Below are 20872 nucleotides of genomic sequence, written 5' to 3' on the forward strand. Positions count from 1 at the left end.
ATATCAGGCAGTTGGCTTGGCTGGCAACCCATCACCCCGGTTTTCCCGGCGAAAAATGGGCCGTTACCGGACTATTTCGGGGCTGCTTTATTGGGCGCTGTAGCCCAGCGCCACGACGCCGGCCGCATCCTGGGCGGGTGCCGTGTCTGCTGCACTCGCAACTGCCGGACCGCCTCTCGCCGTGCCCGGGACCGGCGCGGCATCCGGAGTTCCGTTGATCATGCCCGAGAGGCCGCTGAGGCCGGCCTGCGCAATCTTCCGCAATACGAGGTCGTCGGCCGCCGCCCAGGCGTCGCGTCCGGCCTTGCCGGCCGCTTCTTCGCCGGAAAGCCGCAGCGCGCGCTGCTGGTTGTTGTCGTAGACGTCCCAGACCCAGGCGATCACGGTCTTGCCGCGCACCACCTGCGCCGAGAGATAGCTGCGCACGCGGTAGGAAGCCCCGCCCTCGCGGGAGACGATCGACAGGTTGCGCAGCTTCGATTCGCTGTCGAGCACGCTGACCATCCGGTCGAACACCTGCGGCGGCGGGCCGTCGATCGATTCGAACGCCACGGTCGAACCGCTGCCCGCTGAAGCCATCGCGTACGAGCCGCTGTTGGCGCCGCCGCCGGCGCAGCCGCCGAGCGCCGAGGCGACAGCAAATAGCACCGCGGCGAACATGGCGCGCGGGGCTTTCAGGCACGAAGCTATCGGGGCATCCCTCATTGCTCCCTGCGATATCGTTAAAATGTGTTAAGGTCTAGGGCAGCAGGTGCACCGGCTCGCCAAAAAGATTGCGTCCGGCCCATCCCGACTCACCTTCTTGTTGCCAGAATTCTTCAACCCGGCAGGCATGATCCATGCGAGCCTTTGTTCTCGGCGGCTATGGCGCGATCGCCGACCATTTGCGCGTTGCCGATGCCGGCCGCGCACGGCAAGGTCGTGTTGCAGGTGAAGTAGGGAATTACTCTGCGTCCAATGCGATCGCGTGGACGTGGCGGCCGTAATCCGGCTCCTTCCGGTGCACCGAGCGTCGGTAGCTGTAGAAGCGCTCGTCGGAATAGGTGTCGACGCCGATGTCGTCGATCATCAGCACGCCGGCATTCTCCAACCGCATGCGGATGAAGCCGGCGAGATCGAACATGGCATGGCCTGATCGAACCGAGGGAATGAAGAATACGGCATTCTCCGCGTCGGCATCCAGAAAACGTTCGACGAATTCACTGCCGACTTCATAGGAGTGCTGGCGGATCAGCGGGCCGATGGCGGCGACGATGCCGGAGCGGTCGGCGCCGAGTTTCTCCATCGCCTCGATAGTGGATTCCAGCACGCCGGTCAGCGCGCCCTTCCAGCCGGCGTGCGCCGCGCCGATCACGCGCGCGGCTGCATCGGCAAACAGGATCGGGCCGCAATCCGCGGCGGTGACGCCGATCGCGATGCCTTCCGTGCGTGTGACGAGCGCGTCGGCGCGCGGCTTGTCGCCCTGCCATGGTCCGGTCGCCACCACGACGTCGGGCGAATGGATCTGGTGCGCGCTGAGCAGGCGCTCGGGCGCAACGCCCATTTGCTCGGCCATCCGGCGGCGATTTTCCGCGACACTGGCCGGGTCGTCATTGGAGCCGAGTCCGCCATTGAGGCTTTGGTAAATTCCGCTGGATATCCCGCCCTCGCGGGTGAAGAACGCGTGGTGCAGCCCGGGAATGGCTGCGAGCAGCGACGATCCGAACGTCATGCTGTTTCATCTCCAGGCGCCGGCGGTTCGTCGCTGAGGCCCGCGACCGAGGTGAGGTTGGGTTCGGTGACCGCAAGCACCTTGAACATCGATCCCATGCCGCCGCGGCCGCTGTCGGTCAGGCGCTTCAGCGCAGCGGAAATATCGGCGGAAACCTCCGGCGTGGTTTTTCCCATTAGCGTGACGGCGCGTGTCTCGATGCCGAGCCGCTTGAGGAATTCGCCTTGCGTCACCGGACCATGAACCCGCGCGCCGACGTCTTCCGCCGCGCGCGCCAGCGCCTGGAAATCGACATGGGCGGTGACGTCGGCCTGGCCCGGATTCTTCAGGGGGTCGGCAAAGCTGTGGCGGGCGATCGCCTGGAAGGTATCGCCGGCATCGCTGCGCAGATGGCCATAATCGATGATCAGCGCCGCGCCGTCCTGATCGCGCACCCGCGCCGCGATCTTCATCATCTCATTGTCCGGCCGCCATTCGAACACGGCGCCGATAGGGGCCGCCCGCACCAGCGGCGGCAGCAACACCTCGAAGCGCGGCATCGGATCGGCTGCGGCTGCGAATACCAGCTTGCCATCGGGATCGAGGTCGACCACACGCTCGTGCCAGCCGGTCTCGCGCTTGACCACCTGGTGGATCGGCAGCACGTCGAAATATTCGTTGGCGAGAATGACCGCGGGGCCCTCCGGCACGTCGTCGATGCTGTCATGCCAGCTGATGTTGCGCGCGCCTGATAGCGTCGCCCGCTGTCTCTCGCGGAGCACCGGATTGACCTCGACGAGATGGATGTGGAGCGATTGATAGAGTGGCGGCAGCACCCGGACCGCGCGGAGCGCATCCGCCATCATGGTGCCGCGGCCGGGGCCGAGTTCGACCAGCCGCAGCATCGGCGGCGACCCGATCGCCTTCCACACCGAAGCCGTCCACAGACCGAGCAGCTCGCCGAACATCTGGCTGACCTCGGGCGCGGTGGTGAAATCGCCCTCGCGGCCCAATGGATCGCGCGACACGTAATAGCCGTGCTCGGGATGCACCAGGCACAGCTCCATGTATCGCCAGACCGGCATCGGTCCTGACGATCTGATGAGCTTGTGGATCTCCGCCTGCAACGGTGAGAATTCGGTCACGGCCTGCCTTAAATCGACCTCTGTATATGCTCCGGCGCCTTGCGGCGCCATGCCATCATGATCAGGATGGCGCCGGCAATGATCATTGGTACCGACAACAGCATACCCATGGTCAATCCGCCCCACAAAAATCCGAGCTGCGGGTCCGGTTCGCGGAAAAATTCGCTGGTAATGCGCGCCAGTGCGTAGATCGCGATAAAACTGCCGAGGATCAGGCCCGGCCGCTTCAGCGCGCCCATCCGCACCATGACCGCCAGGATCGCAAACAGCAGGACGCCCTCGAGCGCCGCTTCGTAGAGCTGGCTTGGGTGGCGGAAAAGTTGAAACGGGTCATCGGGAAAGACCATTCTCCAGGGCACGCTGGCATCCGCCTCACGCCCCCACAATTCGCCCTTGATGAAGTTGGCGAGCCGCCCGAGCAATATTCCGATCGGAGCGACCGCGGTCGTGATGTCGCCAAGCGACAGGATGGAGATATTGTTCTTGAGCGCAAACAGCATCACCGCGGCGACGCAGCCGAGGAAGCCGCCGTGAAAGGACATGCCGCCTTCCCATAATTTGAGAATGGCGGCCGGATGCTGGACGAAGAAGGGAAGGTTGTAGAACAGCACGTAGCCGGTACGGCCGCCGAGGATGATGCCGAGGGTGACCCAGAGGATGAAGTCGTCGAGTTGCACCGGCGCGATCGGCGCCGGCCCGCCCCACAATTTCTCGCTCCTGATCAGCGCGCGCGCATATATCCATCCAAGCACGATGCCGCAAATATAGGCCAGCGCATACCATCGGATCGCGAGCGGTCCGATCGAGATGGCGACGGGATCGATTGCCGGAAAGGTGATGGTGAGAAATTGCATCCGGTGCGATGCCTACGGCACGAGGTTACGGCGATAGAGCGCCAGCAGCCGCTCCCAGTGCCGCTCGGCGGCGTCGCGGTGGTAGACCGGACGCTTCGGGAAGGCAAAACCGTGATGGGTGCCGGGGTAGATCTCGACCTCGTTGTTCGATCCCTTCATGCCGGCCGCGACCTTGTCGATGATCTCCTGCGGCGCATAGATGTCGGTCTCGGCGCAGGCGAAGTAGAGTTCGGCCTTGGTCTTCGACGCGGCCAGATGCGGGCTGTCGGGCTGGTCGGTCGCGAGGTGGGTGCCGTAGATCGAAGCCGCCGCCTTCACACGATCCGGAAAATGCGTCGCCGCATTGACCGCGTAGCGGCCGCTCATGCAGTAGCCGACGGTGCCGACCATTTTCGTGTTCGCCGCTTCTTGCGTCTCGGCATAGGCGAGCAGCGCCTTGGTGTCCTCCATTACCATCGGGATGTTGATGGAGTTCATGAAGCCGAACATTCGCTTGCGCTCGGGCGCTTCCGGATCCGGCGGGATCGGCCCCAGCTCCATGACGCCGGAGCGGTAATACATATTCGGCAGCATCACGTAGTAACCTGACGTGCCGAGCCGCCGCGCCATGTCGCGCAGTTCCTCGCGGATCGCCGGCGCGTCCATGTAGAAGATGACAACCGGATACGGTCCGCCGCGCTCGGGATGGGTGATGAAGGTCGTGGTCTTGCCGTCCTTGGTCGCAATATCGATCTGCTGGTCGATCATGGGCGTTTCTTTTTGCGTTGTGATTCTGGTTGCTGGTGAAGCGCTTGATACGATTGCAAGGAAACCGGGGCATGACAAGGCAAAGGGGCATCACGTTGGCCTTGAACGGCGCACTTGAACCTTGCCCTTGAACCTTGCCTTTGGGATCGCCATTGTGATGTCGGTGACGATCAATTTGCAGCGACCGGAGCGCTTTAAGATGACCCAGACCAGCAATCGGTTTTTCGACGAGATCGGCCGTTTGATGAACGACGCCGCCGGCGCTGCCCAAGGCGTCAAGCGCGAGGTCGATACGGTCATGCGCAACCAGGCCGAACGCATCCTGCGCGACCTCGACCTCGTCAAGCGCGAGGAGTTCGACGCGGTCAAGGACATGGCCCGCCTGGCGCGCGAGGAGAACGAGGCGCTGAAGGGCCGGATTGCTGCGCTGGAAGCCAAGCTCGGCATTTCGCCGGCCGCGCCGGATGTCGGCGCGGTCTGAAGACGGACGGGTAGGGGATTTGCCCTCCCCTGGAGGGGTCGAGACGAGCGCAGCTCGCTCTTGGGTCGACGCGACCAAAGGGAGCGGCGGGGTGGGGTTGACGGTCTCTCCCCATGGAACGCTGCCCGAGTTGAGAGATCACCCCACCCCGTCTCGCATCTTGCGATGCGAGCCGACCCTCCCCCTCCAGGCCCCCCCAGGGGAGGGTGAAACCGCAGAAAAATCCCTTCATTTCCTTGTCATTTCGCGCCTTTGGGGCTAAAAGCCCGCCACGTCCGCAGCCCCCGCACCCCTGGAGGCTTGCTGTGGGACGCCAACGGGCCGCGATGCGGCCTTTAACTTTTTAGAAAACAAGGACTTAACACGATGGCGACCGTCAAGGAATTGAAGGCGACCGCGCGTCCGCAGAGCGGCAAGGGGGCCGCCCGGGCAGAGCGTCGCGCCGGGAGAGTGCCCGGAGTGATCTACGGCAACAACCAGCCCCCCGTGACCATTTCGGTCGACGACAAGGAACTGCGCCAGCGCATCCTGGCCGGCCGTTTCCTGACCACGCTCTTCGACATCGATCTCGAGGGCAAGAAGCACCGCGTGATTCCGCGCGACTTCCACCTCGATCCGGTGAAGGACTTCCCGCTCCATGTTGACTTCCTGCGGCTCGGCGAAGGCGCGACCATCCGCGTCAGCGTCCCCCTGCACGTCGTGAACGGCGAAACCTCGCCCGGCGTCAAGCGCGGCGGCACCGTCAACATCGTCACCCACACCATCGATCTCGAATGCTCGGTCGAAAATATTCCGCAGTACATCGACGCGGATGTCGGGGCGCTGGAAATCAGCCACTCGCTGCATCTGTCCGAGATCAAGCTGCCGGCCGGCGTGAAGTCGCTGTCGCGTGAGGACGCGACGCTGGTGACCATCGTGCCGCCGTCCGGCTACGCCGAAGAACAGAAGGCTGCGGCGGCTGCCGCGGCTGCAGGCACCGCTGCTCCGGCGGCGGGTGCTGCGGCGCCGGCTGCTGCTGCCGCGCCTGCGGCGGGTGCTGCGGCTCCGGCGGCTGGCGCGAAAGCGCCGGCTGGCGGCGACAAGAAGAAGTAAGCAGCGGCGGGATGCCGCGTCATGCGCCTGTTTGTCGGTCTCGGTAACCCCGGTTCGAAATACGCGAACAACCGGCACAACATCGGGTTCATGGCCGTCGATGAAATTGCGCGGCGTCACGGTTTCGCACCGTGGCGCCGCCGTTTTCAGGGCGAGGCTTCCGATGGCACGCTCGATGGTGAAAAGGTCGTTCTGCTTCGGCCGACCACTTTCATGAACGAGTCCGGGCGCGCGGTTCAGGAAGCCGCGAACTTCTTCAAGCTCGGCGCCTCCGACATCACCGTGTTTCAGGACGAACTCGAACTGCCGGCGGCGAAAGTCAGGGTCAAGATCGGCGGCGGCATCGCCGGTCATAACGGGCTGCGCTCGATCTCCTCGCATATCGGCAACGACTACCGCCGGGTGCGGCTCGGGATCGGTCATCCCGGCATCAAGGAGCTGGTGCACAGCCACGTGCTGTCGGATTTTGCCAAGAGCGATCGGCCGTGGGTGGAAGCCTTGTGCGCGGCGGTGGCCGACAATGCGGGGCTGCTGGCGGCGGGTAAGGATTCGACGTTCCAGAACAAGGTTCATCTGGCGCTGCAGGCCAAGGGAATTTTCGACAAGGGCGATGGTGACGCCAAAGGCGGCAACTGACATCGCGAACGGACTTCAGGACGTATTATGGGATTCAAATGCGGTATCGTTGGCCTGCCCAATGTCGGCAAGTCGACGCTGTTCAACGCGCTGACCGAGACGGCAGCGGCGCAGGCGGCGAATTATCCGTTCTGCACCATCGAGCCGAATGTCGGCGAGGTGGCGGTGCCTGATCCCAGGCTCGACAAGCTGTCTGATATCGCAGGCTCCGCGCAGATCATCCCGACGCGACTGACCTTCGTTGATATCGCAGGCCTCGTCCGCGGCGCCTCCAAGGGCGAAGGCCTCGGCAACCAGTTTCTCGCCACCATCCGCGAGGTCGACGCGGTCGCGCATGTGGTGCGGTGTTTTGAAGACTCCGACATCACCCATGTCGAAGGCAAGATCGCCCCGCTGGCCGACATCGAGACCATCGAAACCGAGCTGATGCTCGCCGACCTCGACAGCCTTGAAAAGCGCGTCGACAACCTCGCCAAGAAGGCCAAGGGCAACGACAAGGACGCCAAGGAGGCGCTCGACCTCGTCAACCGCGCGCTGGTGCTGCTGCGCGACGGCAAGCCGGCGCGCTTTCTTGAGCGCAAGCCGGAGGAAGAGCGCGCGTTCAATATGCTGGGCCTGCTGACGTCGAAGCCGGTGCTCTATGTCTGCAATGTCGAGGAAGGCTCGGCCAAAGACGGCAACAGCTTCTCCAAGCAAGTGTTCGAGCACGCCAAGAAGGAAGGCGCGGTCGCCGTGGTGATCTCGGCCAAAATCGAATCCGAGATCGCGACCCTGTCACGCGAGGAGCGCGCCGAGTTTTTGGAGACGCTGGGTCTCGAAGAGGCCGGCCTCGACCGCCTGATCCGCGCCGGCTACCAGCTGCTCGACCTCATCACCTATTTCACCGTGGGTCCGAAGGAGGCCCGCGCCTGGACCATCCACCGCGGCACCAAGGCGCCCGCGTCGGCCGGCGTGATCCATACCGATTTCGAAAAGGGCTTTATCCGGGCCGAGACCATCGCCTATGCCGATTACGTCGCGCTGAACGGCGAAGCCGGCGCCCGCGACGCCGGCAAGCTGCGGCTGGAAGGCAAGGAATATGTCGTCGCCGACGGCGACGTGATGCATTTCAGGTTTAATAACTGATTGGCTTGGTCATTCCGGGATGGTGCGTAAGCACCAGACCTCAGGTGCGCAATTGCGCACCGGGGAATCTCGAGATTCCGGGTTCGATGCTGCGCATCGCCCGGAATGACGACCTCACCGCATCTGCCCCTGATCCCGGATCGCGCCGAGATGCTCGTTGATGCGGAAGACGATCAGGATGAATTCCGCGGCGATGCGCGAAAACACCACGCCGACCACGACACCGGCGATCGACGACAGCAACAGGATGAACCCGCCAAACGGGCTGATCGCCATCGCGGCAAGTGCCGAAAAGATCCCGGACAGGCCGAACAGAACGATCAAGCCGATGACCAGCCAGTAGAAAGTCTTGATGATCGTGGGTGTGATAAAGCGGTCCCACTGAAACAGATCCTGAAAATCGAGCATCGATGGTTCTCCGGCGAGTCAAAAACCTGGTCCCAGATGGCACAGGGCTAGCCCCGAAAATTGCTTCGGGCAAGTCAGGGTGAGTGCCGGCAACGGTACTCGCCCCTGGCGAACGAGCCATGCGGGTGGACGGGTTGAGATTGCCGCAAATAACGGCCACATTCAGGCTTCCCCGCCGCAATCCTCAAGCCAATCCCCGATATATGACAACGTTGATCTTCGAAGACTTCACGCCCGGCCATTTCGGCACGTTCGGACCGCGCCACGTCACGCGCGAGGAGATTTTGGCCTTTGCCGCCGAATTCGACCCGCAGCCGATGCATCTGGACGAAAAGGCCGCCAACGCGTCGATGCTGAAGGGGCTGTCCGGTTCGGGCTGGCATCTCGGCTCGCTCATGATGCGGATGCTGTTTGACGGCTTTATCGGCCGCACCGCCTCGCTCGGCTCGCCCGGCGTCAACGAGATGCGCTGGATGGCGCCACTCCGGCCGGGCGACGACCTGACGCTGGATGTCGACGTCGCGGAGGCCAGGATTTCGAAGAGCCGTCCCGAAACCGGCATCGTGACCTTCAAGGGTACGATCCGCAATGCGGCTGGCGTGGTGCTGTGCGAGATGGAGTCGCCGATCATCGTGCGCCGGTGTACTGAGGCGGGGGCGAAGTAGCGATGCGTTTCTTCGAGGACATCGAGATCGGCGCGCGGCGCGAGTTTGGCTCGTTCACCTTCACTCCCGACGACATCACGAGGTTTGCCACGCAGTTCGATCCGCAGCGCTTTCACCTCGACGAGGAGGAAGGCCGGAAATCCCTGTTCGGAGGACTGGCCGCATCGGGCTGGCACGTCGCCGCGGTCTGCATGAAGCTGCTGGTCGCCGACGGCAAGCGGTTGACGGCGGAGGCCGTCGCCCGCGGCGAGGAGGTCGCGGTGTGGGGGCCGTCGCCTGGCTTTCGCGAATTGCGCTGGATCAAGCCGGTGCTGGCCGGCGACACCATCCGCTTTTCCAACCAGGTCGAAACCAAGCGAACTTCGGAGAAGCGCCCGGAATGGGGCATCCTGCAGGCCCGCAACACCGGCGCCAACCAGCGCGGCGAGATGGTGTTCTCGTTCCTTGCAACGGCCTTCGTGCCGCGACGGAACATAGGCTGAGGGAAGCCTGCTCTCACCGAGTCTTGCCCGGCCATGACGAGGGCGGGCGCCGGAACATGGTTAGCGAATTGTGCCGTTAGCTCCTCGTAATCCATGACTCCACGGAACGGATTTTTTGCTAACGCATTTTGAACGTTCTGCCTGCCAAATGCGTCTCAGGGGAAGTACCGAGGGGATGATTATGGCAGATCGCAGCAGCCTGAAATTCGTCGGCTTTGTCTTTGCAACCGTCACGCTGGCGGTGATGCTGACCGCCGGCATGGTGGTGAAATCCTATGCCGACGGTGTCTACACGATCGAGGACACCGCGTTCGTCCGCCAGTAGCCAGCGGATCGGATCGCCATGAGCGCTGAAGAAGTTTCAGCGGCTCCAGATCAGCGTCATCGCCACGACCGCAAGCGTCAGCAGTCCGACGAAGCGGATCACGATCGTGCCCATGCTATGCGACGATTGCCGCAGCGGCATTGAATTCATGTTGTCTGGCTGGACGTTTTGCATCGCAGGTAGTGTCCCCAAAAGGTGCCTGCCGCCACGTGACGACATCCGTCCTTGGACGCGACCGTGTTTATAAAGTTCAGATCGAACACAGCCAAACAAAACCGCCGCGCTCCCGTACGGAACGCGGCGGAGTGTTAGATTTTTGCAACGATCGGATCAGGCGTTGCGCAGGCCGTCCGCAGCGCGCTTCCACTGCGTGACGTTGTCGGCGATCATGCGCGTCGACTTCATCGCGGCCTGGCTGAGCTGGGCATAGCCCGAAATCTCGCGCTGGACGCGCTGGCCTTCGGCATGCAGCAGGTCGCGGAGGCTTTCGAGTTCGGAAATCAGCTTCTCGATTTCTGCAAGCGAGGTGCCGGCGACGCGCTGGATCAGCGAATTGACGTTGTTGACGGTGGCTTCGGCATTGGCGTCGAGCGGCGCGGTCTCCGCGGCGACCGCCGGCCGGCGCAGATAGGCTATGTCGTTGCGAACGAATTCGCGGATGCCGGCTTCGACTTCGGATACGGCGGCGAGATCGTTGTCGACTTCCGGGGTTTCATCAATCTGTTCCGGACGAATGGTGGCGTTCATCGGCAATTCCTCTGTTTCGCTTTCAGGCGAGCGCGGACGTCCCCCGCACGACGAAGTGGAGCAGGTCCATCTGTGCTGCCGATTTTGGCCGCATCTTGTCCAATCTGCGGCGATGATGGATCATTCTCAGGCGTTAACCCTAAGGGGCTGAAAACCCCTCCAAAATCGGCTGATCTTGCCCCTTACCAGCTGCGTTTGAACCCTGCGCTGAGGCTTTTGTTGGCGGCGCCGGACGGGGTTTCGCCGATCGAGCCGGAAATAGTGACGCCGTCGAACAGCTTCTGCTCGGCGCCGACCTTGCGCAGCCATTTGTCGTCCGACGTCGACAGGGTCTGGCCGGCGATCAGGCTGGTGCCGGTGTCGGCAATGCTGAGCTTTGCCGACTGGTCGGTCTCGTAGCTGCGCGCCGGATGGCTGACGATGCCGGGCACCGGCACGATGCCCTGCTGGATCAGGTTGTAGTCGTTCTTCAGGGTCACCGAATATTGCTCGCTGAGCGGCAGCGATTTGCTCAGGGAGGTGCCGAGCTTGCTCTGCTCGGATCCGGGATCGACGCGGGCTTCGACTGAGGTCTTGTCCCAGATCGAGGCGACGCCGGGGGCCGTGATCGCCGCCCAGGCGGTACCGGACGATTGCGGCAGGCTGCCGCCATTGGCGAGTTTTTCCGAGAGCAGTTCGGACGTCGTCGCCGTGCCCTGCCGTGCGACCGTCATGTCGGCGCCGATGCGCGTATCCCAGAACGGCGTGATGGATTGCTTGACCGACACCGCGGAGGTGCCGTTCGCCCTTTCATTGGCGGACCACGCGGCATCCACGCTGGCGGCGGCTTTCGACGCGCCGTTTCCCTTCGGCGCAGGACCGGTCAGGGTCGACGCATCGACATTGAGCAGGCTCCAGTCGAGCTTGCTGACGTCGATGTCCTTCATGATGTCGACGTCGTTGACATCAGGAGCCGCCTCGGTCTCTTCCGCCGCTGGCATGTCCGTATCGTCGTCCGTCGGCGGCGTTTGTGCCGCTGCCGCCAGCATTGAAGCCAAACCAACGCCGGCCGCCAGCACTGGCAGCCGCGCCCAGCCAAATCGCATTTTGGGAATCATTGCCCGCCCGCATTCCAAGTCGCGCCCAGAATGCGTTCGCTCTGTTGCGAAATTATGGCGAGTGCAGCGAAGGCGGGCCTATACCGCCATCCGCGGCAGGTGAATCGGATAGCCCACGGTCTGCTCGACCAGATCGAAGGTGTCGACCAGCACGTGGAAGTTGGTCAGGCGGCCGGCTGCGGCGCGTCGGCGTGCACCTCAGATGTGCAATGGCGCATCCGAGGGGTCTGCCCTGCGCCGCGTCTCGGAATGACGGGGGCCGCAATCGCTAGATCGGATTCGGCCGCCTGCCGGTCAGGATCGCGGCGATATCGCGCTCGAGCAACTGCTGGACCAGGTCGAAGGTGTCGATGACTTCCCTGATATGGCTGATCTTGCCGCCGCGCAGCGTGTAGAAGCCGGCGATGTCGAACTGCACCATGCGCTGATTGATGTTCTTGCGGAAGAACACGCGGATAAAGGCGGCCACCTTGTCGCCTTCGGTGACCAGGGTCGGCACCTCGCAGCGCAGTTCGGAATAGCGGGCGCGCACCGCATTCCACATCTCGCGCATTTCGGCCTTGCCGCGGCGGTGGCCCATATGGGGCAGGATATCGATCGGCGCATTGGCGAGGAATTCGATGTCGTCGGAGCAGCGCTCCAGTGCGGCTTCGATGTCGCCGGAATACAGGACGTTGAGGAAATCCAGCACGTGCTGACGATTTGATCCCTCGGTCATTCCCCCATCCTACCTTTGCTCGATCGGCTCTTGCCGAACCCATTGTGAACGGAACGGCACAGCTATCAATCAGCAAAAGGATTTAAACTTTCTGAAAGTATGTTTCTGAAGGTATTCTGACGCGGCCGCCGCGAAGAAGGTTCAAGCCGCCGGCCTTGCCGCTGCGATACCTTTGGCCCGGCTTGCAGGCCGAGCCCTTGATGTTGCCGGCATCGCAGAATGTCGCGAGCAATGGCCGGTCCCCCTTTGGAGCCTTGTCCCTGGCTTGCGCGAAAGCCGGTCCGCTCAACGGCAGGCCGCCGAGTGGCAGCAGGATGACCGCGCCGATGCCTTCAAGACGATCTCCCGTTGTGAGCTGCCGCATCTGCACTAAACCGGTTTTTGCGGGCGGCGACAATGCATGCCGCCATTGCGTGCCATCGTTCCCGCGGAACGATCTCGCCGCGGCCAGCGTTGACTCTTTCTGTTGCTAACGGAGACCATGATGACGAAAACCGTTCCGCCCATCCCCCCGGACAACCAGAGCCACAAGGGCCCCGGCAGCGCGCCCAGCGTTCCCCTCGACACCACCAAGGGCCACCGCGACGACGAGAAGAACAACATCCGCGAACAGGCCGAGCACGGCAATCTGACACAGAACACCAGCAACCGCCGGTCAGGGTGAGGGGGCGGAGGTCACCCGCATCGTCGTCCCTGCGAACGCAGGGACACATAGCCACCGGCGGCAGTTTTGCGAAAGGCGTTTGCCACGCTGCCCTATCGAGAGATCACGCGGTATGGGTCCCTGCGTTCGCAGGGACGACATCGAATGTGCCGCGCGCACGTTTTCGAATTTCAAACAGCCGTCACCCGCTAAGGTGATAAAAGACACGCCTTCGCATTCTCGCGGCGCGAAGCGCCCGACGTGATGCGATCGGCGATGCCCTCACGAAAATTCAGAGGGCGCAGGGAAAGCCGGGTGCCCTCAGCACCCGCGATCGTGCGCAAAAATGCACACGGGTGACCGCAAGGTGCGCCGGAACACCCGGCCTTCCCTGCGCAATGGTTTTACGGCTTATAGCGCGCTCTCCCTGGAGACGAATTCCTCTTGCCTCCATCGCTGACGAATTGACGATCCGCCGGAGCCCGGTTGGGCCCGACAAATCTCCGCCAGCTTTGCGCGGGGTCGAGACGAGCGAAGCTCGCTCTTAGAGGTCGGCGCGAAGCGCCGGGTGAGGGGCTTTCACCATGTGCTCCCATGCTTCAGGCAGCGAGCGTGATCCCCATCACGGCATAGCCTCTCCCGATTTTTCATTCTCCCGGCCATCAGCGTCCTGCAGGGTTTTCCGTCGTTCGCCGCCGCGGCCTTGCTGCTGAAACTCGCCCGCCACGACATCGCCGGCGGCGTGGTGTTGTTCGTCGTGCTGACCTCGGTGCTCCACGGCCTGTTCACGCCCTGGCTCGCGCCGAAGTTTCCGAAGTTTTTCAGGCATGGCTACGAGCCGCTGTTCTTCAACGCTGGCCTGTCGTTCGCCGAGAAGATCGCGAACTGTACTTCCGGAACGATGAAGCCTGTGATAGCAAAGTCGCGCGTGGCGAAGGGCCGCGTTCCAGCCAACGCAGGTGGGTCATGCGCCGGCATCGCAATAACCTCGCCTGCGCTCAGCGTCTCGCATGAACGGCGGTAGTCCTTCCCATCGGACATCCATATCACCCGCGGACCTGCGCGACCTGAAGACATTCTGGGGCGTGATCTTCGCAGGCATCTTCCTGTTTTTCGTCTGGTTGTTTGTGAAGAGCATCATCAGGACGCGCGGCATCAGGTACAACTGGTTCACCGTTTTATCGTTGTTTTTTACGATGGGGCTTGCTCTGTATGTGATTTTCTTCGTTCAGCCTTGAGGATGCGGTCCCTCTGGCCAAGGAAGCGTGGCGTGTGCTAGCTACGCCGCGCGGCGATCGGCCGCGTTTCAAACAACGGAGGTGTGCCATGCGCAAGCATCGCGATTTCGAAAACCTCCCCTGCTTTCAGCATCTCGCGTAAGCGGCGGAAGTCCTTCCCCTCGGAAACCCATGTCAAGCGTGGACGGCGCGTCGTTCATGGCGGCGTCGAGCTGACCGAAAAGCTCGGTCGCAACGACCTGTGTCCATGCGGCTCCGGACGCAGGTTTCAAAGCCTGCTGCATGAAGTCCGGCGCGTATGACGGGGCAAACCGGGATTATTACTTTTAGGGAGTAGCCGCTCGTTGGCGGTGATCTCGCCATGCGTCATGCCCCGATGCGCAATTGCGCATCTGAGGCCGCCGCGGAGGCGGCGTGCCCGGAATCCATCAGCGTGCAGGCCTCTCGTTGACAAAAATGGATCTGTAGCGTATACGCTACAGATGCCTATGATCAAGAGAACGGATGAATTCTCAAGCTGGCTTAGGGACCTGCGAGACATTCGAGCCCGGGCGAAGGTGCTTGCCAGGATCGATCGTCTCAGCCTCGGTAATCCCGGCGACGTTGCCCCGGTTGGCGATGGGATTAGCGAGATGAGGATACATTACGGACCGGGGTACAGGGTTTACTATATTCAGCGCGGTGAGGAGATCGTCGTTCTGCTTTGTGGCGGAGACAAGGGTTCACAGGCTTCGGACATCAAGGCGGCCAAGAAATTGGCGAGTGAGTTGGAGGACTGAAATGGCCAAGGCAAAACCGTTCGATGCAGCCGAATATCTCGACAGTCCCGAGATGATCGCAGCCTACATCAACGAAGCTCTCGAATCCGAAGACGCAGCTGCCATTGCTGTTGCCATCGGTACGGTCGCGCGCGCGCGGGGAATGAGTGCGGTGGCAGAAAAAGCCGGACTCTCGCGTGAGAATTTGTACCGGGCGCTTGGAGGAGAAGCGAAGCCGGAATTCGGCACCGTCATCAAGGTGCTTCACGCGCTCGGCTTCGATTTGGTCGCCCAACCACAGGGATCGAAGGCGGCATAAACAGCTCTCGCGAGTTTCCGAGTTTGCAATCAAGCCGCCCCATCCTTGATGACTTTGGCCCCCCATCTCAAATCCCAAGCGCGCTCTGATAGGCAAACAGCGCCGGTGCGCCGCCGGTGTGCAGGAAGATGACATCCTCGTCGTTGCGCCAGCGCCCTTGGCGGATCAGGGCGATCAGGCCCGCGAGGCCCTTGCCCGAATAGACGGGATCGAGTGGAAGCGCCTCGAGCTGGCCGGCAAGGCGGATCGCTTCGATGGTGGCTTCGTGCGGGATCCCGTAGGCCGGTCCCGCATGGCCCGCGACGACTTCCACGCTTGCTTCGTCGAAGGAAATATCAAGCAGGTCGGACGCCTCGCGCGCGAACGCCACGACATCGGCGCGCACCCGCGCGGGCTCGGCGTCGATATCGATCCCGACGATCCCTGTGTTCGGCATGGCCACGGCGGCACCGGCGACGAGACCAGCCTGCGTGCCGGCGCTGCCGGTGCAGTGCACGATCGCGGTTGGCGCAAAACCCAGTTGCGCGGCCTGCGGCTCGATCTCGGCAATCGTCGTGGCATAGGCGACGGCGCCCAGCGCATTCGAGACGCCGTAGGGCACGAAGTAGGGCCTGTGGCCCTTCGCCTGGAGATCGCCGACGAGCGTGCGAATGGCGGCGTTGCGGTCGCCGGTCCATGGCACGTCATGGAGCTGCGCGCCGAACAGCCGATTGAGAAACGCGTTGCCCGAGGTCTTGTATTCCGGCGTCGGCGGTTCGAGCCGGCCGTGGTAGACGGCAAGATGGCAGGCGAGGCCGAGTTTGGCCGCCACCGCCGCAACCTGCCGCTGGCTGTTCGATTGCACGACGCCGCCCGAGACGATCGTATCGGCGCCGCTCGAAATTGCCTCGTGCAGGACGTAGTCGAGCTTGCGCAACTTGTTGCCGCCAAAGCCGAGCCCTGTCGTATCCTCGCGCTTGACCCACAGCCGCGGGCCGCCGAGATGCGCCGTCAGCCGCTTCATCGGCTCGAGCGGGGTCGGCAGATTTGCAAGACCCAGGCGAGGAAAGGCGGCGAGTCGGTCGGATAACGGCCTGCGATTAGTTTGCATCGGTCTGTCCGTCTGACTCACAGCAATGGCCCAACGGCCGCCACTATAGCCCCATTCTCGCTTCCTTGCGTCGAAGTCCGGAATATGAAAATTCGCTCATGGCCGCGTCTCCTCGGTTGATGAGGAGGCCATTTTCCGAACGGAAGAGCTCTCAACGTGGTCCGCTTCGGTCACCTTGAGACCTGAGGTCGTCGGGTTGCGCGGTCCAGAACGCCGCTTTTCGCCCAAAGCGGACTATCGGGGGCTGACAAGCGTCATCGCGGCGGATAAGTTCTCCACGGGTATGCGCCCCAAGAATTTGAGGGACGGCGACATGGATATCCGCGCTCCCGACCAGAGATATAATCCTTACCGCATCTTTTCACGAGAGCAGTGGGCCGAGCTGCGCAACGACACGCCGATGACGCTGGAGCCCGGCGAATTCTCGCAGCTGCGTTCGATGCATGACCGCCTCGACCTCAAGGAGGTCGAGGAAATCTATCTGCCGCTCTCGCGCCTGTTGTCGATCTATGTCGATGCCGCGCAGCGGCTCTATTACGCGCAGCGCCAGTTTCTCGGTATCCGCGACCGCAAAGTGCCCTACATCATCGGTATCGCCGGCTCGGCTGCGGTGGGTAAATCGACCTCCGCGCGCGTCCTGCAGGCGCTGCTCGCACGATGGTCGCCGCGGCCCAAAGTCGATCTGGTGACAACCGATGGCTTTCTCTATCCCAAAGCGGTGCTGGAGCGCGAAGGGCTGATGCAGAAGAAGGGATTTCCGGAGAGCTACGATCGCGCGCGGTTGTTGTCGTTCCTGAGCGACATCAAAGCCGGGCGAAGCCGGGTGCGGGCGTCGGTCTATTCGCACTTGACCTACGACATCGTTCCGAACCAGTGGCAGGAGGTCGATCAGCCCGACATCCTTATTGTCGAGGGGTGTGAATGTCCTGCAGACCGCCCCGTTGCCGCGCGACGGCAAGGCAGTGCCCGTCGTCTCCGACTTTTTCGACTTCTCCGTTTACATCGACGCGGACGTGTCGGTGCTGCGCGATTGGTACGTGCAGCGCTTTCTGACCTTCCGCGACACCGCGTTCCACGATCCAAGGTCCTACTTCCACCGTTATTCGCTGCTGCCGGACGATGAAGCGATCGCCACCGCAACGGCGATCTGGGAGCGAACAAATCTCGCCAATCTCGAGGAAAACATCCTGCCGACGCGGCCGCGCGCGACGCTGATCCTCACCAAGGGCGCCGATCACCTCATCGAGACGGTGGCGCTGCGACGGCTTTAGCGCCGACGCACTGGCCGTTTCCACAGACCGAGATCGTCGCCACGCAAGGCTAAGTCTGGGTTCGTGCCATTTCGCTGCTGGGCAACAACGACGTCGCTTTGGGAGAGAAGCGGACATCGACTTAGGTGGGTGATGCGACCGGATTGATGGGTACACGTCCGGCGGAACAGCAGCTATCTCTTCTTCCACCCGCCGCGATGTCCCGGCGCGCCGCCGCTGGAGCGCGGGGCAGGGCCGAATTCCGGGCCGGACTGGCGGGAGTCGGTGGGCTGGAAGATTTTGCTGCCGCTCGCGGGCTCCGGCTTGCGCGGTTTGGCGCCGGTGGGGCGATAGGGCAGGGATTCCGGGCCGTGCATTTCGTCCAGGTGGGGTTTGTGGACTTTTGAACCGCCACGACTCGCGGAGGGATGCCCCTCACCCCGACCCTCTAAGAGCGAGCTTCGCTCGTCTCGACCTCGTGAAGGACGGGGAGAGGGGGAAGCGGGAGCGCCGCTGCGGCTGGCTTTGAGGGCCGACTGCACACCCTTCTTCTTCATCGCGCTGACGGGGAGGTTCGCGGCCTCGCCGTATTTCTTCGTCCCCGCATAGGCGCCGGCCTTTCCTTGCACGGCGCGCTGTTTGGCGGTGGGGTCGTCGACCACCGCCATCTCCGTCGCGCGGAGGCGTTTGACTTCGTCGCGGAGTCTCGCGGCTTCCTCGAAGTTCAGATCGGCGGCGGCTTCGCGCATGCGGGTTTCGAGGTCGGAGAGGACCGCCTCGAAATTGTGGCCGATGCTGATGACATCGTCGGCCATGCCGCCGTCGCCGATTTCGACCAGCACGTGGTCGCGCTCGTAGACAGAATTCATGATATCGCCGATCGACTTCTTGATGCTCTCCGGCGTGATGCCGTGCGCCGTGTTGTACTCGACCTGCTTCTCGCGGCGGCGGTCGGTTTCGGCGATGGCGCGCTCCATCGAGCCGGTCATCTGGTCGGCGTAGAGGATCACCTTGCCGTCGACGTTGCGCGCGGCGCGGCCGATGGTCTGGATCAGCGAGGTTTCGCTGCGCAGAAACCCTTCTTTGTCGGCGTCGAGGATCGCGACCAGCGCGCATTCGGGAATGTCGAGGCCCTCGCGCAGCAAATTGATGCCGACCAGCGCGTCGAACGCGCCAAGGCGCAGGTCGCGGATGATCTCGATGCGCTCGATGGTGTCGATGTCAGAGTGCATGTAGCGCACGCGGATGCCCTGCTCATGCAGGTATTCCGTGAGGTCTTCCGCCATCCGCTTTGTCAGCACCGTGACCAGCGAGCGGTAGCCGGCTGCTGCGGTGGCGCGGACTTCGCCGACGAGATCGTCCACTTGCGTGCGCGCCGGGCGGATGTGGACGGGCGGATCGATCAGTCCGGTCGGGCGAATGACCTGCTCGACGAACACGCCGCCGCTTTCGTTCAATTCCCAGCCGCTCGGGGTCGCCGACACCGCGACCGATTGCGGGCGCATCATGTCCCATTCCTCGAACCGCAGCGGACGGTTGTCCATGCAGGAAGGCAAACGAAAACCGTATTCAGCCAAGGTCGCCTTGCGGCGGAAGTCGCCGCGGAACATGCCGCCGATCTGGGGGACGGTGACATGGCTCTCGTCGGCGAAAACAAGCGCGTTGTCGGGCACGTATTCGAACAGCGTCGGCGGCGGCTCGCCGGGTCGGCGTCCCGTGAGGTAGCGCGAATAGTTTTCGATGCCGGCGCAACTGCCTGTGGCTTCCATCATTTCGAGATCGAAGGTGGTGCGCTGCTCCAGCCGCTGCGCTTCCAGCAGGCGGCCCTGGTTGTTGAGCTCGTCGAGCCGCAGTTTCAGTTCACTCTTGATTGATTTGATCGCCTGCACCAGCGTCGGGCGCGGCGTCACATAGTGCGAATTGGCGTAGATCTTGATGAATTCGAGGTCGTCCTGCTTGTGGCCGGTGAGCGGATCGAACTCTTCGATATTTTCAACGGTGTCGCCGAACAGGTTCACGCGCCAGGCGCGGTCTTCATAGTGCGCCGGGAAGATGTCGATGACGTCGCCGCGCACGCGAAAAGTGCCGCGGGTGAAATCGGCTTGGGTGCGCTTGTATTGCAAGGCGACGAGGTCGGCGATCAACTGCCGCTGGTCGATGCGCTCGCCCTTCTTCAGCGCAAAGGTCATCGCGGTATAGGTCTCGACCGAGCCGATACCGTAGATGCACGACACCGACGCCACGATGATGACATCGTCGCGCTCCAGCAGCGCGCGCGTCGCCGAGTGGCGCATGCGGTCGATCTGCTCGTTGATGGACGAGTCTTTTTCGATGTAGGTGTCGGTGCGCGGGACGTAGGCCTCGGGCTGGTAATAGTCGTAATAGCTGACGAAATATTCCACCGCGTTATCGGGAAAGAAACTCTTGAACTCGCCATAGAGCTGGGCGGCCAGCGTCTTGTTCGGCGCCAGGATGATGGCTGGGCGTTGCGTCGCCTCGATCACCTTGGCCATGGTGTAGGTTTTTCCCGAGCCGGTGACGCCGAGCAGCACCTGGGTGCGGTCGTTGCGGTTGATGCCCTCGACCAGCTCGGCTATCGCGGTCGGCTGATCGCCCTTCGGCTCGTATTCGGACTTGATCTCGAAGCGCACGCCGCCTTCGGATTTTTCCGGGCGCGGCGGGCGGTGCGGCGTCCAGACCTTAAGCTGGCCGCCGTCGCCCTTGAATTCCGGGCGGCCGTCGCGGATCAGGTTCTCCAGCGCCTCGGCGGTGGCCTTGACGCCGAGCGCCTCCATCTTGTTGCGCGGCGGGCGGGCCAGCGCCTCGTCGTCGTCCTCCGCGGTCGGCAGGCCGAGCTGCCGCGCGAGTTCAGGATCGAGCGTGGGGATGGTCGCCGACGTGCCGTAATTGGCTTGCGGGGCCTCCGCAATGCCTTGTCCGGCATCGCGTTTGGCGACGTCATCGCTCGTCCCTTTGGTCGAAGCGCGCGCGCGATGCGCCGCCGCCTCGCCGCCGGCGCGGCGGTCCCACGAATTGTCCGGCGGCGGCTGCAGGCCGGTGCCCGATCCCATGCCGGCGTCGCCGCGGTTGATCGCGGGATTGAGCAGTTCGGCCAGCGCCGGCCCGATCGGTTGCACGTCCGGCCGATGCGCCTTGGATTTCGGGGTTTTGGATTTTTTTGGAACTTCGGGGGTCTTCACCATGCCGCCAATATGGGACTGCGGCAGGCCGCTGAAAAGGCCGAAATCGTCAACCCATCTTGTCGATCCCGCCACAAACGCAGCGACGCCGGAACTGCTGCCAACCGCTGACATCAGCGGTGCAGAAGCGCGCGAGCGGCGTTGACCGCAAAAAACATCCTG

At 63.0% G+C, this 20872-nt stretch carries 25 protein-coding genes and 1 pseudogene; 14 read left to right on the top strand and 12 right to left on the bottom strand.

Annotation, left to right across the window (positions count from 1 at the left end; genetic code table 11):
- Nucleotides 1-87: 87 nt before the first annotated feature.
- The 5 genes from V1293_RS30465 to V1293_RS30485 all read right to left on the bottom strand — a co-directional run bounded on the left by V1293_RS30465 (nucleotide 88) and on the right by V1293_RS30485 (nucleotide 4436).
- The gene (locus tag V1293_RS30465; RefSeq protein ID WP_334514753.1) at nucleotides 88-705 is read right to left on the bottom strand and encodes a hypothetical protein; all 618 of its coding nucleotides are present in this window, start codon (nucleotides 703-705) and stop codon (nucleotides 88-90) included.
- 238 nt (nucleotides 706-943) lie between these two features.
- Nucleotides 944-1711, bottom strand: coding sequence for a peptidoglycan editing factor PgeF (gene pgeF, locus V1293_RS30470; protein ID WP_334514755.1), 768 nt, complete (start codon nucleotides 1709-1711; stop codon nucleotides 944-946).
- Nucleotides 1708-2835 carry a class I SAM-dependent methyltransferase gene (locus tag V1293_RS30475; RefSeq protein ID WP_442894304.1) on the bottom strand — a complete coding sequence of 376 codons (1128 nt, stop codon included), beginning with the start codon at nucleotides 2833-2835 and terminating at the stop codon, nucleotides 1708-1710. The genes pgeF and V1293_RS30475 overlap by 4 nt, the downstream gene beginning before the upstream one ends.
- Nucleotides 2836-2843: 8 nt before the next feature.
- A complete protein-coding gene (lgt, locus tag V1293_RS30480; protein WP_334514757.1) occupies nucleotides 2844-3689 on the bottom strand; it encodes a prolipoprotein diacylglyceryl transferase in 846 nt (281 codons plus the stop codon).
- A gap of 12 nt (nucleotides 3690-3701) precedes the next feature.
- Complete coding sequence (locus V1293_RS30485) at nucleotides 3702-4436, bottom strand: dienelactone hydrolase family protein (RefSeq protein WP_334514758.1); 735 nt, start codon at nucleotides 4434-4436, stop codon at nucleotides 3702-3704.
- A gap of 199 nt (nucleotides 4437-4635) precedes the next feature.
- Here V1293_RS30485 and V1293_RS30490 point away from each other — a divergent pair, with 199 nt between their 5' ends.
- From V1293_RS30490 to ychF, 4 genes are all read left to right on the top strand, one after another.
- A complete protein-coding gene (locus tag V1293_RS30490) occupies nucleotides 4636-4917 on the top strand; it encodes an accessory factor UbiK family protein (protein ID WP_334514761.1) in 282 nt (93 codons plus the stop codon).
- A gap of 366 nt (nucleotides 4918-5283) precedes the next feature.
- Nucleotides 5284-6009 carry a 50S ribosomal protein L25/general stress protein Ctc gene (locus tag V1293_RS30495; RefSeq protein ID WP_334514763.1) on the top strand — a complete coding sequence of 242 codons (726 nt, stop codon included), beginning with the start codon at nucleotides 5284-5286 and terminating at the stop codon, nucleotides 6007-6009.
- Between the two features lie 21 nt (nucleotides 6010-6030).
- Nucleotides 6031-6645, top strand: coding sequence for an aminoacyl-tRNA hydrolase (pth, locus tag V1293_RS30500; RefSeq protein ID WP_334514765.1), 615 nt, complete (start codon nucleotides 6031-6033; stop codon nucleotides 6643-6645).
- Between the two features lie 27 nt (nucleotides 6646-6672).
- Nucleotides 6673-7770, top strand: a complete 1098-nt coding sequence (gene ychF, locus V1293_RS30505) for a redox-regulated ATPase YchF (RefSeq protein ID WP_334514767.1) — start codon at nucleotides 6673-6675, stop codon at nucleotides 7768-7770.
- Between the two features lie 114 nt (nucleotides 7771-7884).
- Here the strand turns inward: ychF and V1293_RS30510 are convergent, their stop codons facing one another.
- A complete protein-coding gene (locus V1293_RS30510) occupies nucleotides 7885-8178 on the bottom strand; it encodes a DUF4282 domain-containing protein (protein ID WP_025590606.1) in 294 nt (97 codons plus the stop codon).
- A 203-nt stretch (nucleotides 8179-8381) separates the two neighbouring features.
- Here V1293_RS30510 and V1293_RS30515 point away from each other — a divergent pair, with 203 nt between their 5' ends.
- The 3 genes from V1293_RS30515 to V1293_RS30525 all read left to right on the top strand — a co-directional run bounded on the left by V1293_RS30515 (nucleotide 8382) and on the right by V1293_RS30525 (nucleotide 9650).
- A complete protein-coding gene (locus tag V1293_RS30515) occupies nucleotides 8382-8843 on the top strand; it encodes a MaoC family dehydratase (protein WP_334514768.1) in 462 nt (153 codons plus the stop codon).
- A 2-nt stretch (nucleotides 8844-8845) separates the two neighbouring features.
- A complete protein-coding gene (locus V1293_RS30520; RefSeq protein ID WP_334514769.1) occupies nucleotides 8846-9325 on the top strand; it encodes a MaoC family dehydratase in 480 nt (159 codons plus the stop codon).
- Between the two features lie 181 nt (nucleotides 9326-9506).
- A complete protein-coding gene (locus V1293_RS30525; protein ID WP_212420990.1) occupies nucleotides 9507-9650 on the top strand; it encodes a hypothetical protein in 144 nt (47 codons plus the stop codon).
- A 330-nt stretch (nucleotides 9651-9980) separates the two neighbouring features.
- Here the strand turns inward: V1293_RS30525 and V1293_RS30530 are convergent, their stop codons facing one another.
- The 4 genes from V1293_RS30530 to V1293_RS30545 all read right to left on the bottom strand — a co-directional run bounded on the left by V1293_RS30530 (nucleotide 9981) and on the right by V1293_RS30545 (nucleotide 12576).
- A complete protein-coding gene (locus V1293_RS30530) occupies nucleotides 9981-10397 on the bottom strand; it encodes a hypothetical protein (RefSeq protein WP_334514771.1) in 417 nt (138 codons plus the stop codon).
- A gap of 182 nt (nucleotides 10398-10579) precedes the next feature.
- Complete coding sequence (locus tag V1293_RS30535) at nucleotides 10580-11482, bottom strand: hypothetical protein (protein ID WP_334514773.1); 903 nt, start codon at nucleotides 11480-11482, stop codon at nucleotides 10580-10582.
- A gap of 280 nt (nucleotides 11483-11762) precedes the next feature.
- Nucleotides 11763-12212, bottom strand: coding sequence for a nuclear transport factor 2 family protein (locus tag V1293_RS30540; protein WP_334514775.1), 450 nt, complete (start codon nucleotides 12210-12212; stop codon nucleotides 11763-11765).
- 82 nt (nucleotides 12213-12294) lie between these two features.
- Nucleotides 12295-12576 (bottom strand): hypothetical protein, encoded by a 282-nt coding sequence (locus V1293_RS30545; RefSeq protein WP_334514777.1) that lies wholly within the window; start codon nucleotides 12574-12576, stop codon nucleotides 12295-12297.
- A 120-nt stretch (nucleotides 12577-12696) separates the two neighbouring features.
- On the opposite strand from V1293_RS30545, the gene V1293_RS30550 reads away from it, so the two are divergent.
- From V1293_RS30550 to V1293_RS30575, 6 genes are all read left to right on the top strand, one after another.
- Nucleotides 12697-12876, top strand: a complete 180-nt coding sequence (locus V1293_RS30550) for a hypothetical protein (protein WP_334514780.1) — start codon at nucleotides 12697-12699, stop codon at nucleotides 12874-12876.
- 682 nt (nucleotides 12877-13558) lie between these two features.
- Nucleotides 13559-13879 carry a hypothetical protein gene (locus V1293_RS30555; RefSeq protein ID WP_334514781.1) on the top strand — a complete coding sequence of 107 codons (321 nt, stop codon included), beginning with the start codon at nucleotides 13559-13561 and terminating at the stop codon, nucleotides 13877-13879.
- Entirely contained in the window at nucleotides 13866-14093 is a 228-nt protein-coding gene (locus V1293_RS30560; protein ID WP_334514782.1) for a hypothetical protein, read from the top strand. The genes V1293_RS30555 and V1293_RS30560 overlap by 14 nt, the downstream gene beginning before the upstream one ends.
- A gap of 83 nt (nucleotides 14094-14176) precedes the next feature.
- Nucleotides 14177-14395, top strand: coding sequence for an SEC-C metal-binding domain-containing protein (locus V1293_RS30565; protein WP_334514783.1), 219 nt, complete (start codon nucleotides 14177-14179; stop codon nucleotides 14393-14395).
- Nucleotides 14396-14575: 180 nt separating this feature from the next.
- Nucleotides 14576-14872 carry a type II toxin-antitoxin system RelE/ParE family toxin gene (locus tag V1293_RS30570; protein WP_334514785.1) on the top strand — a complete coding sequence of 99 codons (297 nt, stop codon included), beginning with the start codon at nucleotides 14576-14578 and terminating at the stop codon, nucleotides 14870-14872.
- 1 nt (nucleotide 14873) lies between these two features.
- Entirely contained in the window at nucleotides 14874-15170 is a 297-nt protein-coding gene (locus V1293_RS30575; RefSeq protein WP_334514788.1) for an addiction module antidote protein, read from the top strand.
- A 67-nt stretch (nucleotides 15171-15237) separates the two neighbouring features.
- Here V1293_RS30575 and V1293_RS30580 read toward each other — a convergent pair whose 3' ends face one another.
- Nucleotides 15238-16260 carry a D-cysteine desulfhydrase family protein gene (locus V1293_RS30580; RefSeq protein ID WP_334514790.1) on the bottom strand — a complete coding sequence of 341 codons (1023 nt, stop codon included), beginning with the start codon at nucleotides 16258-16260 and terminating at the stop codon, nucleotides 15238-15240.
- A gap of 313 nt (nucleotides 16261-16573) precedes the next feature.
- Here V1293_RS30580 and coaA point away from each other — a divergent pair.
- Nucleotides 16574-17531: pseudogene (gene coaA / locus V1293_RS30585) on the top strand (type I pantothenate kinase).
- Between the two features lie 173 nt (nucleotides 17532-17704).
- Here the strand turns inward: coaA and uvrB are convergent.
- Entirely contained in the window at nucleotides 17705-20713 is a 3009-nt protein-coding gene (gene uvrB, locus V1293_RS30590; RefSeq protein ID WP_334516986.1) for an excinuclease ABC subunit UvrB, read from the bottom strand.
- Between the last annotated feature and the right edge of the window lie 159 nt (nucleotides 20714-20872).

The organism is Bradyrhizobium sp. AZCC 1693, assembly GCF_036924745.1.
Taxonomy (GTDB): Bacteria; Pseudomonadota; Alphaproteobacteria; order Rhizobiales; family Xanthobacteraceae; genus Bradyrhizobium.

What these genes read in the sequence shown, in the direction of transcription:
- V1293_RS30465 (WP_334514753.1), bottom strand. Translation starts at nt 705, where the DNA reads ATGAGGGATGCCCCGATAGCTTCGTGCCTGAAAGCCCCGCGCGCCATG.
- pgeF (WP_334514755.1), bottom strand. Translation starts at nt 1,711, where the DNA reads ATGACGTTCGGATCGTCGCTGCTCGCAGCCATTCCCGGGCTGCACCAC.
- lgt (WP_334514757.1), bottom strand. Translation starts at nt 3,689, where the DNA reads ATGCAATTTCTCACCATCACCTTTCCGGCAATCGATCCCGTCGCCATC.
- V1293_RS30485 (WP_334514758.1), bottom strand. Translation starts at nt 4,436, where the DNA reads ATGATCGACCAGCAGATCGATATTGCGACCAAGGACGGCAAGACCACG.
- V1293_RS30490 (WP_334514761.1), top strand. Translation starts at nt 4,636, where the DNA reads ATGACCCAGACCAGCAATCGGTTTTTCGACGAGATCGGCCGTTTGATG.
- V1293_RS30495 (WP_334514763.1), top strand. Translation starts at nt 5,284, where the DNA reads ATGGCGACCGTCAAGGAATTGAAGGCGACCGCGCGTCCGCAGAGCGGC.
- pth (WP_334514765.1), top strand. Translation starts at nt 6,031, where the DNA reads ATGCGCCTGTTTGTCGGTCTCGGTAACCCCGGTTCGAAATACGCGAAC.
- ychF (WP_334514767.1), top strand. Translation starts at nt 6,673, where the DNA reads ATGGGATTCAAATGCGGTATCGTTGGCCTGCCCAATGTCGGCAAGTCG.
- V1293_RS30510 (WP_025590606.1), bottom strand. Translation starts at nt 8,178, where the DNA reads ATGCTCGATTTTCAGGATCTGTTTCAGTGGGACCGCTTTATCACACCC.
- V1293_RS30515 (WP_334514768.1), top strand. Translation starts at nt 8,382, where the DNA reads ATGACAACGTTGATCTTCGAAGACTTCACGCCCGGCCATTTCGGCACG.
- V1293_RS30520 (WP_334514769.1), top strand. Translation starts at nt 8,846, where the DNA reads ATGCGTTTCTTCGAGGACATCGAGATCGGCGCGCGGCGCGAGTTTGGC.
- V1293_RS30525 (WP_212420990.1), top strand. Translation starts at nt 9,507, where the DNA reads ATGGCAGATCGCAGCAGCCTGAAATTCGTCGGCTTTGTCTTTGCAACC.
- V1293_RS30530 (WP_334514771.1), bottom strand. Translation starts at nt 10,397, where the DNA reads ATGAACGCCACCATTCGTCCGGAACAGATTGATGAAACCCCGGAAGTC.
- V1293_RS30535 (WP_334514773.1), bottom strand. Translation starts at nt 11,482, where the DNA reads ATGCGATTTGGCTGGGCGCGGCTGCCAGTGCTGGCGGCCGGCGTTGGT.
- V1293_RS30540 (WP_334514775.1), bottom strand. Translation starts at nt 12,212, where the DNA reads ATGACCGAGGGATCAAATCGTCAGCACGTGCTGGATTTCCTCAACGTC.
- V1293_RS30545 (WP_334514777.1), bottom strand. Translation starts at nt 12,576, where the DNA reads ATGCGGCAGCTCACAACGGGAGATCGTCTTGAAGGCATCGGCGCGGTC.
- V1293_RS30550 (WP_334514780.1), top strand. Translation starts at nt 12,697, where the DNA reads ATGACGAAAACCGTTCCGCCCATCCCCCCGGACAACCAGAGCCACAAG.
- V1293_RS30560 (WP_334514782.1), top strand. Translation starts at nt 13,866, where the DNA reads ATGAACGGCGGTAGTCCTTCCCATCGGACATCCATATCACCCGCGGAC.
- V1293_RS30570 (WP_334514785.1), top strand. Translation starts at nt 14,576, where the DNA reads ATGCCTATGATCAAGAGAACGGATGAATTCTCAAGCTGGCTTAGGGAC.
- V1293_RS30575 (WP_334514788.1), top strand. Translation starts at nt 14,874, where the DNA reads ATGGCCAAGGCAAAACCGTTCGATGCAGCCGAATATCTCGACAGTCCC.
- V1293_RS30580 (WP_334514790.1), bottom strand. Translation starts at nt 16,260, where the DNA reads ATGCAAACTAATCGCAGGCCGTTATCCGACCGACTCGCCGCCTTTCCT.
- uvrB (WP_334516986.1), bottom strand. Translation starts at nt 20,713, where the DNA reads ATGGTGAAGACCCCCGAAGTTCCAAAAAAATCCAAAACCCCGAAATCC.